General features: G+C 68.8%; 16 protein-coding genes. 9 read left to right on the forward strand and 7 right to left on the reverse strand.

Annotated elements, in window-relative coordinates; translation table 11 throughout:
* Positions 1–579 (reverse strand): RsmE family RNA methyltransferase (locus FV228_RS10915; RefSeq protein ID WP_147854649.1); only part of this gene is annotated, 579 nt, incomplete at its 3' end.
* Positions 580–809: 230 nt separating this feature from the next.
* On the opposite strand from FV228_RS10915, the gene FV228_RS10920 reads away from it, so the two are divergent.
* Positions 810–1,280 carry a hypothetical protein gene (locus FV228_RS10920; RefSeq protein ID WP_147854650.1) on the forward strand — a complete coding sequence of 157 codons (471 nt, stop codon included), beginning with the start codon at positions 810–812 and terminating at the stop codon, positions 1,278–1,280.
* Between the two features lie 85 nt (positions 1,281–1,365).
* Complete coding sequence (ubiA, locus tag FV228_RS10925; RefSeq protein ID WP_147854651.1) at positions 1,366–2,313, forward strand: 4-hydroxybenzoate octaprenyltransferase; 948 nt, start codon at positions 1,366–1,368, stop codon at positions 2,311–2,313.
* Between the two features lie 15 nt (positions 2,314–2,328).
* Here ubiA and FV228_RS10930 read toward each other — a convergent pair whose 3' ends face one another.
* Positions 2,329–2,796 carry a DUF6101 family protein gene (locus FV228_RS10930; RefSeq protein ID WP_147854652.1) on the reverse strand — a complete coding sequence of 156 codons (468 nt, stop codon included), beginning with the start codon at positions 2,794–2,796 and terminating at the stop codon, positions 2,329–2,331.
* 422 nt (positions 2,797–3,218) lie between these two features.
* On the opposite strand from FV228_RS10930, the gene FV228_RS10935 reads away from it, so the two are divergent.
* Positions 3,219–4,034: a 3'(2'),5'-bisphosphate nucleotidase CysQ gene (locus tag FV228_RS10935; RefSeq protein ID WP_147854653.1), complete on the forward strand. Its 816-nt coding sequence runs from the start codon at positions 3,219–3,221 to the stop codon at positions 4,032–4,034.
* A 324-nt stretch (positions 4,035–4,358) separates the two neighbouring features.
* Here the strand turns inward: FV228_RS10935 and FV228_RS10940 are convergent, their stop codons facing one another.
* A complete protein-coding gene (locus FV228_RS10940; protein ID WP_147854654.1) occupies positions 4,359–4,595 on the reverse strand; it encodes an AsnC family transcriptional regulator in 237 nt (78 codons plus the stop codon).
* Between the two features lie 158 nt (positions 4,596–4,753).
* A complete protein-coding gene (locus FV228_RS10945; RefSeq protein WP_007565868.1) occupies positions 4,754–4,963 on the reverse strand; it encodes a cold-shock protein in 210 nt (69 codons plus the stop codon).
* 317 nt (positions 4,964–5,280) lie between these two features.
* On the opposite strand from FV228_RS10945, the gene FV228_RS10950 reads away from it, so the two are divergent.
* Positions 5,281–5,670, forward strand: a complete 390-nt coding sequence (locus FV228_RS10950; protein ID WP_147854655.1) for a hypothetical protein — start codon at positions 5,281–5,283, stop codon at positions 5,668–5,670.
* Positions 5,671–5,685: 15 nt separating this feature from the next.
* Here the strand turns inward: FV228_RS10950 and FV228_RS10955 are convergent, their stop codons facing one another.
* Positions 5,686–5,889, reverse strand: coding sequence for a hypothetical protein (locus FV228_RS10955; protein ID WP_147854656.1), 204 nt, complete (start codon positions 5,887–5,889; stop codon positions 5,686–5,688).
* A gap of 144 nt (positions 5,890–6,033) precedes the next feature.
* On the opposite strand from FV228_RS10955, the gene FV228_RS10960 reads away from it, so the two are divergent.
* From FV228_RS10960 to FV228_RS33045, 4 genes are all read left to right on the forward strand, one after another.
* Positions 6,034–6,612, forward strand: a complete 579-nt coding sequence (locus FV228_RS10960; protein WP_147854657.1) for a type 1 glutamine amidotransferase domain-containing protein — start codon at positions 6,034–6,036, stop codon at positions 6,610–6,612.
* 125 nt (positions 6,613–6,737) lie between these two features.
* Positions 6,738–7,247, forward strand: coding sequence for a metallophosphoesterase (locus FV228_RS10965; protein ID WP_147854658.1), 510 nt, complete (start codon positions 6,738–6,740; stop codon positions 7,245–7,247).
* A 195-nt stretch (positions 7,248–7,442) separates the two neighbouring features.
* Positions 7,443–7,733: a hypothetical protein gene (locus FV228_RS10970; protein ID WP_147854660.1), complete on the forward strand. Its 291-nt coding sequence runs from the start codon at positions 7,443–7,445 to the stop codon at positions 7,731–7,733.
* Between the two features lie 88 nt (positions 7,734–7,821).
* Positions 7,822–7,962 (forward strand): hypothetical protein, encoded by a 141-nt coding sequence (locus FV228_RS33045; protein ID WP_187277700.1) that lies wholly within the window; start codon positions 7,822–7,824, stop codon positions 7,960–7,962.
* A 451-nt stretch (positions 7,963–8,413) separates the two neighbouring features.
* Here the strand turns inward: FV228_RS33045 and pqqA (FV228_RS10975) are convergent, their stop codons facing one another.
* Together pqqA (FV228_RS10975) and pqqA (FV228_RS10980) are read right to left on the reverse strand one after the other, a co-directional pair.
* A complete protein-coding gene (gene pqqA, locus FV228_RS10975; RefSeq protein ID WP_007559223.1) occupies positions 8,414–8,503 on the reverse strand; it encodes a pyrroloquinoline quinone precursor peptide PqqA in 90 nt (29 codons plus the stop codon).
* 80 nt (positions 8,504–8,583) lie between these two features.
* Positions 8,584–8,673, reverse strand: a complete 90-nt coding sequence (gene pqqA / locus FV228_RS10980) for a pyrroloquinoline quinone precursor peptide PqqA (protein WP_007559223.1) — start codon at positions 8,671–8,673, stop codon at positions 8,584–8,586.
* Positions 8,674–9,106: 433 nt separating this feature from the next.
* On the opposite strand from pqqA (FV228_RS10980), the gene mgtE reads away from it, so the two are divergent.
* The gene (mgtE, locus tag FV228_RS10985) at positions 9,107–10,477 is read left to right on the forward strand and encodes a magnesium transporter (protein ID WP_147854659.1); all 1,371 of its coding nucleotides are present in this window, start codon (positions 9,107–9,109) and stop codon (positions 10,475–10,477) included.
* Positions 10,478–10,689 lie beyond the last annotated feature (212 nt).

The following is a 10,689-nucleotide window of genomic DNA, read 5'->3' on the forward strand; positions in this document are numbered from 1 at the left end:
ACCCGGTGCGGCGGGGTCGGCGGCCTCCCGGAGCGCCCGCACCGGGTCGCTCACCGGGGCGTCCTCGTCGCAGAACACCACCAGCCGCTCGGGCGCCAGGCCCGCGAGCACGGGGCCGAGCTTGTCCGGATCGGGACAATCCGGGATCGCCAGGATGCCGCATTGCTCGGCCGCCTCGACGGCGTTGGCGCGCAGGCGGTCCATGTTGATCCGCTCGCCCTGTGTGTAGCGGGTGATGACCGGGCGGATCGTCCCGGCGCCCATCTCCACCGCCTTCTGGGCCAGGTAATCCAGGCGCGCGCTCTTCAGGGGCGCGAACAGGTAGTGCAGGTCTGGGCGCGGCGTCTGCGCGCGGGTGCGCGCGGCGACGTGGAGGTCCGCACCCTTCCGGCCGGTCTGGACCAGATGCGCGCGCCACTCGCCGTCCCGCCCGTTGAACACCAGCACGGGGTCGTCCGGCCCCCGGCGCAGGACGTTGAGCAGGTAATTCGCCTGGGCGCGGTCGAGCGGCAGCACGGTTCCGGCGGCGAGGTCCGGTTCGACGTGGAGACGGGGGGCGGTGAAGTCGTAGGCCGGCATGGCCGGGTGGTCGCGCGGCCCGGCCGGGCTGTCAACGCGCCGCCTCGGCAACCCGCAACCAGCGACATGTTGCCGAAAGGTTACGAGGGCGACTTTTTGGCGCTTCTCCCACACGCGCAACGCCTCGCCGGTTTGCCGCTCGATTGACGCCACATTCCTATGGCGAACCCAAGGGAACGGAGTGGAGCCGGCGTCACGCGGGTTCCGGCAGGCGTCGAGGGAGTCGCGGGATGGCACACGGGAGCTTGAGTCTGGGGGCGGCGGCGCTCGTCGGCGGTCTGCTGTTCGGAACGGCGGCCTTCGCGCAGGGTGCCGCGCCGGAATGCGGTACGATCCAGAAGACCCTGGCCGAGCGCAAGGCGCTGGTCTCCCGCGCGAACGCGGCCTCGAACAGCAAGAAGAAGATGACCCCGCAGGAGGCCTGCGCGCTGTTCGGCAAGCTGCAGTCCAACGGCGCCGAAGGCATCAAGTGGATCACCGCCAACAAGGAATGGTGCTCGATCCCGGATTCGTTCGCCGAGGGCTTCAAGGCCGATCACCTGAAGGTCAGCGGCATCCGCACCAAGATCTGCAGCGTCGCGGCCCAAGCCACCAAGATGGAGGCCCAGGCCCGCGCCCAGGCGCAGAACGGCGCCAGCAGCGGCCTGCTCGGCGGCCCGGGCTTGACCGGCAGCTTCAAGCTGCCGCAAGGCGCGCTGTAAGGCCGTCCGAGAGGATTGCGGGTCCGGCGCGGCCCCCCCTCCGAGACGGGGGGATGCGTACGTGGGACGACCGGAGATCCGACCGATGAGCGGGACGGCAGCGGGGGACGGACGTCCGGCCGACGCGGTCACCGGACACTGGGTCGAGCGCGCGGCGCCTCGGTCCTGGCGGCCCTATCTGCGCCTGGCGCGGATCGACCGGCCGATCGGGTGGTGGCTTCTCCTGCTGCCGTGCTGGTGGTCCTCCGCGCTGGCGGCGATCAAGGCGGACCTGTCCTTCCCCGATCCCTGGCACTGCCTGCTGTTCCTGGTGGGCGCGGTGGCGATGCGCGGGGCGGGCTCGACCTACAACGACATCGCCGACCGCGACCTCGACGCGCAGGTCGAACGAACCCGGCAACGCCCGCTTCCCTCCGGACAGATCCGGCCGCGCCACGCGGCCCTGTTCCTGCTGGCTCAGGCGCTGGTCGGGCTGGCGGTGCTGCTCCAGTTCAATGAGCAGGCCGTGATCGTCGGGCTCTGCTCCCTTCTGCCGGTGGCGATCTATCCGTTCATGAAGCGGGTGATGCCGATGCCGCAGGCGGTGCTGGGGCTGGCCTTCGCGTGGGGCGCGCTGATGGGCTGGGCGGCCCTGTTCGCCCGGCTCGATGCCCCGGCGCTGCTGCTCTACGCGGGCACGATCTGCTGGGTGGTGGGCTATGACACGATCTACGCGGTCCAGGACATCGAGGACGACGAGATTGCCGGGATCCACTCCTCGGCCCGGCTGTTCGGCCGGCACGTCAGGGGCGCCGTAGGCCTGTGCTACGCGCTCGCGGCGGGCTTCGTGGCGCTGGCGGCCAGGGATGCGGGGGCGGGACTGGTCGGGTGGATCGGGGTCGCGGCCTTCGCCGGGCATCTGGCCTGGCAGGTCCTGTCGTTCCGGGAACGTGACGGGCGCGGGGCGCTCACGCTGTTCCGCTCGAACCGGGACGCCGGCCTGATCCTGTTCGTGGGCCTCGCGGCGGACGCGGTGGTGCGCAGCCTGTCCTGAGGTTCGTCCGGGGTCTCAGGTGCGGGCGATGATCTCGTTCTCACCACGAAAGATCTGCGGCCGGGCCGGAAGACGGCCGGTCTTGCGGCGGGCGAGGAAGCGCGGACGGCGGGCGCCGAGCCCGGCATGCCGGCGGCGGATGCGCACGCGCCCGAGGATCAGCCGGCCGATCTGCTCGGAGACCGGCACCAGGACACCATCCTCCCGGACGATCATGCGGACCAGCCCGGCCCGGGCGGCGATGTCGCGCCAGACGGCGACCACGTCGTCCTCGTCGAAGCAGCCGAGGCGATCCAGCTCCTCGCCCTCGGCATCGACCAGGATCAGGCTGAACCGGTCGGCGCCGCAGATCTCGGCGTCCTCGGTGGCGTAGGCCAGGGCGATTCCGGCGGCCTTGCGGGCGCCGGAGACGCGGCCGATCACCGGAAGCGGCGATGCGGCGATAGCGAAATCGGCCAGAGCAGCGGCCCCACGGGCATCCATCGAAGATCCTTCGCGGCGTTCGTCCGTGAACGAGGAAGTGTTCATCTGTCCGGGTCCCTGGAGCAAGTGGCGGCCCGCTCGGGGCCGTCGGTTATGCCAAGCAAAATCGCACCCGAACTCCTCCGCACAGCTTAATCACCGTCGTTAAGCGATTCTGGACGGGGATGTCATTTGAGGAATGCTCAATGCTTCCTTGAATGCTCAACAGATCCTTGCGAAGATCGATCGGTCTCGATCGATCCCGGGGGCAGAGTGCGGATCCTTGTGGCCGTGCCGGCAGCGCCCTACAACGCACGGAACCGGGCGGCACGGCCCTCCGGTACCCAGCACCGCCTGCCGAGCCGGCTCACTTCATCCGACCTGCCGGGCGGAGGCCCCGACGTGGCCCGATCTCGGGCCTGACGCATGCCCTGCGGAGCGCGATGCCCGAGCCCATCACCGACGCGGCCGTCTCCGCCCTGATGCCGGACCTGCGCGCGGTCATGCGCGAGGCCGCCGACATCGCCCGCCCGTACTTCAAGCTGGGCGGACAGACCTCCGCACGGATCTGGTCGAAGGCGGGCGGGTCTCCGGTGACGGAGGCGGATGTCGCGGTCGACACCTTCCTGAAGATCCGCCTAAGCGCGCTGGTGCCCGCGGCGGCGTGGCTGTCGGAGGAGACCGCGGACGATCCGGCGCGGCTCGGCCACGACCTGGTGTGGATCGTCGATCCGATCGACGGCACCCGGGCGTTCCTGTCCGGCCATCCCGACTGGTCGATCGCGGTCGCCCTGCTGGCCGGTGGACAGCCGCGGATTGGCTTCGTCCACGCCCCGGTAGGCAACGCTGATTACGAGGCCGTGCTCGGACGCGGCGCGACCCTCAACGGCGAGCCGATCCGGGTCGATTCGAAGGAGACGCTTCCGGGCGCGCGCATCACCGGCCCCAAGCCGATGCTCGACCGCCTGTCGCGCGGGGCCGGCGCCGGCGTCGATTTCGAGCGGATCGACCGCATCCCGTCGCTTGCCCTGCGGCTCGCCCGGGTCGCGGAAGGCTCGGTCGATGTCGGGCTGATCTCCGGCAATGCCCGGGACTGGGACATCGCGGCGGCCGACCTGATCCTGCGCGAGGCGGGCGGAACGGTCTGCGACCTCAAGGGCGAGACGACCACTTACAATCGGCCGGACCCCGTCCACGGCGAATTGCTGGCGACCCCGGTCGCGCTGCGCGATCCGGTGCTGGCGGCCTGGGACCGGTAGGGCACCGCCGCGCAAGAGGCGCACGCGCCCCCTTTGCCGGACAGCTGGCGGGACACCTGGGACGCGAGTGGAAGATGATCCGGGACCGAGCGGGGGAAGCGCCGCGCAGCGGCACGGCCTGAGAGCCGACGATGCCGCTGCGCGGTGTTATGTGCCCGGGTCCCGGGTCGCATTCCGCTGGCGCTGCATGTGCCCGGGAAAGGAGCGGCGGGAATACGCGCCATACGCCAGATCGACGACGCGCAAGAGCCGCGCTCGATCCGAGATCGAACACGGCTCCCTACGTCACGAGCGGCTGGAATATCCCAGAAGGAACGGCCGCCCTCAGGCCGCCGCCGCCTCGCGGATGACCACGGCGTTGGGGGCCAGCCCCAGACGCTCGGCCAGATGCCAACGCAGTTCCCGCGGGGAGTGATAATTGTAGGACCGATCGATCAGGTTGCTCAGATCGGTCTTCGCCTCGGTCGCGGAATTGGCCCGGGCCAGCCGACCGACCCGGAAGGTCGATGCGTCGGTGACGGGGGAGCGGACGCCGCGGCGCCGCGTGTATTCGAACATCATTATCGTGTGTGTCTTTTCTTTTCTGGACCGGACGTCTGTGCGCGCCCGGCGTCGTTTCTGCTGGTTGCCTCCGACGCCCCCCTCGTCCGGACGGTCTCGCCCGGATGGAAGCGTCGGAAGGGGGAGCCGCCGCGCGGCCGGTAAGATCCCGCTGGGGTTCAGGCCGCCTGAAGGTTGCCGGCGGCGTCCTTGCCGCTGCGCTTGTCCGTCAGGATCTCGTACGAGAGCCGCTGGCCCTCGACCAAGTTGCGCATCCCAGCCCGCTCTACGGCGGAGATGTGAACGAAAACGTCCTTGCCGCCATCGTCGGGCTGAATGAAGCCGTAGCCCTTCGTCTCGTTATACCACTTCACAGTGCCGGTATTCACGTAGGGTACCTCGTTCGTCCATAGGCCATGCGCACGGCGAAAAAGCCGCGCGATGCACCACGGTCTTGCTGGGTTGGCCAGTGTGGCAGGGCGCGAGACGCTGGGCGTTGAAAAGCGCCGGTCTCGGTGGGTAAGCCCCCCGACGCATCATTTAGGCGCTGGCTGCGGCGGCAACAAGGCGTTTCGGGCACAACTTCTGCGTCGCGGGCCGCGACAGGACCACCGCGGCGGCGTGACGCCCCCTGGGATTTCCGCCGATCCCGATGCATATACGGAACGCGGACAGGCAGTTAAGGCGCGAGGCTCCCGGGCGATACATGGCAGGCATTTCGGTCTCGCTGGACGGTGCGAACATCCAGCTGTCCTTTCAGAAGGACGATCAGGCGACGGCGGTGGTGATGGATGCCCGCGCCGCGCGCGCGCTGGTGCGCGCCGTCGGCCAACTCCTCACGGCCATCGACGACACGGACGAGCCGGACCTGGGCGACGGCCTGGGCGACGAAGAAATCGCCATGCTGGACGTGACGTCCTCGGCGATCGAGATCGGCACCGACGAGGAGGGGCAGGCCGTCGTCGCACTTCAGGCGGGCGCGCTGCCGCCGTTCCAGTTGCGTCTGACGGACGAAGAGGCCCGCCACGTGGTGACGAGCCTCTCCGAGATCCTCAGCGCGCCGCGCGACGTACGCACCTCGCACGGCGGCCATTGATCACATCCGGTCGGATCACATCCGGGTGCCCGGGTCGGTGGGCGCCCCCGGGAAGACATCGGGCTCCGAGCCCGGCCCGCCCGGCTCGCCGATGCCGGGATCGTTCACGGGATAGGGCGAGCGCGGTCCGGTCGGTCCGATATCCGGCTCCTCGTCGGGCGTGGGCGGCGGAGGCGGCAGATCGCCGGGCGTAGGCTCGGGAAGGCCTGGGTTGGCCATGGCGGTCTCCTGTTGGTTTTCGAGATGCCGGACCAACGGGCCGCTCCTCCGGGGGTTCCAGGCGACGGCCTCGCGATCCGCCGCCATCGGAACACGGCCTATCGACCTCGGTTGTCCGGGCAAACCCCCAGAAGGAGGCTCGCCATGCCCGATATCCGCCAGGCCAAGATCCTGATCCTCGCCACAGACGGCTTCGAGGAAAGCGAACTGACCGTTCCGCAAGCCAGGCTGGCCGAAGCCGGCGCCTCCGTCGCGGTGTCGGCGCCGCAATCCCGCGAGAGCAAGGGTACGATCCGGGGCTGGGACAAGACCGATTGGGGCAAGGAGGTCGCGGTCGACATCGATCTCGAGCGCGTCGATCCCGCCGACTACGACGCCCTGGTGCTTCCGGGCGGCCAGATCAATCCGGACAAGCTCCGGCTCGAGCCCAAGGTCCTGGAGGTGATCCGGAGCTTCTTCACCTCTGGCAAGGTCGTGGCCGCGATCTGCCACGCCCCGTGGCTGCTGATCGAGGCCGGCGCGGCCAAGGGCCGCGACATGACCTCGTTCGCGTCGATCCGCACCGACGTGATCAACGCCGGTGGCCGCTGGCACGACCGGGAGGTGGTGACCGACCAGGGCGTCATCACCAGCCGCAACCCGGGCGACCTCGACGCCTTCTGCGCGAAGATCGTCGAGGAGATCCAGGAAGGCGGCCACGGCACCCGGCAGTTGGCGGCCTGAGGATTTCGCAAAGCGCCGATCCCGCGGTCAAGCCGCGGGATCGGCTCTGCCCTCTGCGGTTTCCGGTGGCCATCGCCATGGTCGGTCGTATGGACGTCGGGACGAACGCTTGAGGAATCGCACAGGTGGCCACCTTCTTCACGGGCGATACCCATTTCGGCGACCTGCGCGCGCTGCGCTTCGACCACAGGCCTTACCCGGATCTCGAAGCCCACGATGCCGGCTTGATCGCAGCCTGGAACGCCGCCGTGGCCCCCGGCGACACGGTCTGGCACCTCGGGGATTTCGCCCTCGGCCCGAGCGAGGCGCGGATCCGCGAGATCCTCGGCGGGCTCAACGGCGAGAAGCACCTGATCGTGGGCAACAACGACGGTCCCGACACCCTTGAGGCCCCCGGCTGGGCCTCGGTGCGCCATTACGCGGAACGCGTGATCGACGACCGGATGGTGGTGCTGTGCCACTATGCGTTCCGGACTTGGAACGGGATGGGCCGGGGCGCCCTCAACCTGCACGGCCACAGCCATGGCAAGCTCAAGCCGATGCCGAAGCAGTACGATGTCGGCGTCGACCCGATGGGTCCGGCCCCGGTTGGGCTCTCCGCAATCCTCACCTCGCGGCTCCGTCGGAAGGCGTAGTCCGGCCGGAACTTTCACGGCAGCTTCACCGTTTCAGCGGACAGAGAGGGGGCGGTCTCGATCCGCTCCCGAGAAACCCCGGCGCCCCGCCTGCGGGATCGCCAGATTGACCGTTCCGTGAGTGATCCCGTGCGTATCCGTTCGGCCTCTCCCAAGACCGGCTTCTCCACCCAATCCGCCCTCGCCAAGTCGGCGTTGGTCGGGGCGCTGTCTTTCTTCGCTCTGAGCAACGCGGCGCTGGCCCTGCCGGCATGCCTCGATGCGCAGCGCAAGGTGGACGAGGCCAGCGCCCTCCGCTTCCAGGCGCGCCAGGAGGCGCGGCTGGGGAACCACGACCGCGTCTGCGACACGCTGGACGAGGTCGGCGACCGCTACGACGACGCTCGTGACGCCTTCGAACGCTGCGGCGAGGGCGTGGTGGCCATCGATCTGCGCAGCGAGCTGCGCGGTCTCCGCATCGCCAAGAAAATCAACCGCTGCGACTGACCGGGTGCGTCCGCGCACCGCATACGTTCAGGCCCCGCAGCATCATCCCGACACGAGCGACGCACGTCGCCGACAAGGTTATGCGCCGATGACCACCGCCCTGCTGTCGTCCGACCTCCAGGCGCCCACCGCCGACCGCACCGGCCCGTCCTTCGCGGCCGCGCTCTGCGGCTTTATCAGCACCACCGTCGCCACGACGATGCTGCTGGTCCTGATCGGAACGCTCTGAGCCCCGGCGGCCGTACGCCGCATCCGCATCACGACGCGGCTCCATCGGCTTCGCGGACGGGTTTGGGGCTGGTTCGGAAAACCCCTCAAATCACCGGGGCCGGTCGCCGAATCCATCGACGTGGCAGGGTATACCGTCAAGCGCCTCAATCCGGGCCTGCGTGCTGGACCTGCGACTGTCCTGTTTCTCTGCGTGTGACCGCTTCAGGCAGCGACAGGATTTGCGGCACCAGTCCGCGATTCGGACTGCGCGGACCAGCTTGATTTGCATGCTGAGGGCCTCGCCGCCGCACCGGAGGCCGGCTCCTGTCTGTATGGTTTCCTGGCAAGCTGAAGATCACGCCGCCTGACGCTCGGCAGGCAGATACCCAGCTTCCTCACTCTCAGACGCGCACGAAAAAGGCGCCGCTTCCTGCGAAGCGGCGCCTTTCTGTATTCAGAAGGTCGACGGCTTAGTTGAAGGTGTCGATCTCAGCCGACTCGTAGCTGGTGACTTCCATGCCGACGCAGATTTCGGAAACGATGGGGGCGGACCAAGCCATGATGTTCTCCAAGATTAGGAATGATGGAACGAAGAAAACCTGAGTCACCGGGTCGCAAACGGACCCGGCGAAGGGTCAGCTCAGTTGAAGGTGTCGATCTCAGCCGACTCGTAACTGGTGACTTCCATGCCGACGCAGATCTCAGACACGATGGGGGCGGACCAAGCCATGGCGTTTCTCCTCGGTGTTGCTGAGGACCATATAGGCAATATCTTGGGCGCAATACAAGCGAGCACAACACTTATATTTCTCATAGGGAGCTAGGGCGTAGGGCGCGCGGGCCGTCGCGACTTCCCGGCCACGCACCGTCGGGATCGAAGGCGCGAACGGGGAACACGCGCTGGTTTCGGCTTGACGGACTATTCCCGTAGGGGCACGAGGCAGCCGCGTCGGGACGCCATGCGGGTGGCCCGCGCTCCCTTTCAGCATCCACAGCGAAGCGACGTGCCAGACCGATCGTGCCTGCCGTGTCCGGCGACGCGCCGTCATCCCGCCTGAGCCGCTGAGAGGCCCGGCCGCGGGGTGAGCGGCGTGGGCCGCCGGTCGCGGCCCTCAACCAGCAAGCCCGGCGGCGCGCCGTCTCGTCATCCGCGAGGCGAGGCCATGAACGAGATCGCCCCCATCGACGCGCGCGTCGACCCGTCCGTGCTGGCCGCACGCCTGTCGGACGAGCGCGCCCCCGACATCGTCGAGGCCCTGAACGAGGAGGCCCCCGAGGTCGCCGCGGCGATCATCCTCGGCCTGCCGATGGATCGGGCGATCGAGGTGCTGGACCAGCCCGAACTCGATATGGCCGCCGACATCATCGAGATGCTGCCGCGCGACCGGGTGGCGGCCTACCTCTCGGGCATGTCGGCCGACCGGGTCACGGACGTGTTCCGGGAGATCGAGGAGCCCGGCCGTTCCGACCTGCGCGCCCGCCTCGACGCCGAGACCCGCGGCGCCGTCGATCGGCTGTCGGCCTACGGCGAGGAGACGGTCGGCTCGCTGATGACCACCGAGTTCGTCACGGTGCCGGGCACCTGGACGGTAGGCCAGACGCTGGAGCACATCCGCCACGTCGAGAAGACCCGCGAGACCATCTACGCGATCTTCGTGCTCGATCCGCGCACCCGGGCGCTGACCAAGGCGGTGCCCCTGCGCCGGTTGATCTCGGGCGACCCGAGCGACAACGTGCTCAGCGTCGCTCCGGGGCGACGGCCGCTCGCCGTCTCGCCGACGGCGAGCCGCGAGGAGGCGGCCCGGCTGATCTCGAAATACGACCTGCTGGCGCTGCCCGTGGTCGACGCCGTCGGGCACCTGATCGGCATCGTCACGGTGGACGACATGATCGACGCCATGGTCGAGAAGCAGACCCAGGACGTGCAGCGATTCGGCGGCATGGAGGCGCTGCCCGAGCCCTACATGGATATCGGCTTCTTCACGATGATCCGGAAGCGCGCCGGCTGGCTATGCGCGCTGTTCCTCTCCGAGATGCTCACCGCCTCGGCGATGCAGGGTTTCGAGGGCGAATTGGAGAAGGCGATCGTCCTCACCCTGTTCATCCCGCTGATCATGAGCTCGGGCGGCAATTCCGGCTCGCAGGCGACCTCCCTGCTGATCCGCGCGCTCGCCCTGCACCAGATCCGCCTCGGCGACTGGTGGCGGGTGGCGCTACGCGAATTGCCCACCGGGATCGTTCTGGGCAGCATCCTGGGGGTCATCGCGGTGATCCGGATCGTGGCCTGGCAGAAGCTCGGCCTGTACGATTACGGCGAGCACTGGCCGCTGGTGGCTGCCACCGTGGGTTCGGCGCTGATCGGGATCGTGATGTTCGGCTCGCTCGCCGGCTCGATGCTGCCGTTCATCCTGCAACGGATCGGCTTCGACCCCGCCACCGCCTCGGCCCCGTTCGTGGCCACGCTGGTCGATGTGACCGGGCTGGTGATCTATTTCTCCGTGGCGCTGCTGATCCTGCGGGGGACGCTGTTGTAGGGGCGCGATTGCGGAAGCCTGCGGGCCCACAACTGTGGGGCCGACAGAATAAGCCACCCTGTCATTTCGGGATCCGCCTCGCGGCCCCGGAATTGTCTGTTGGATGTCTGCTAGTTTGAGGGTGTTCCGCGCCAGCGGGATGCCTGGTCCGGGTGGCCACCCGGACCAGGCGCGAAGCGCCGACCGTCCCGGAATAGGGCTGCAACGCCCGT

Origin of the sequence: Methylobacterium sp. WL18 (assembly GCF_008040015.1) — a bacterium.
GTDB lineage: Bacteria > Pseudomonadota > Alphaproteobacteria > Rhizobiales > Beijerinckiaceae > Methylobacterium > Methylobacterium mesophilicum.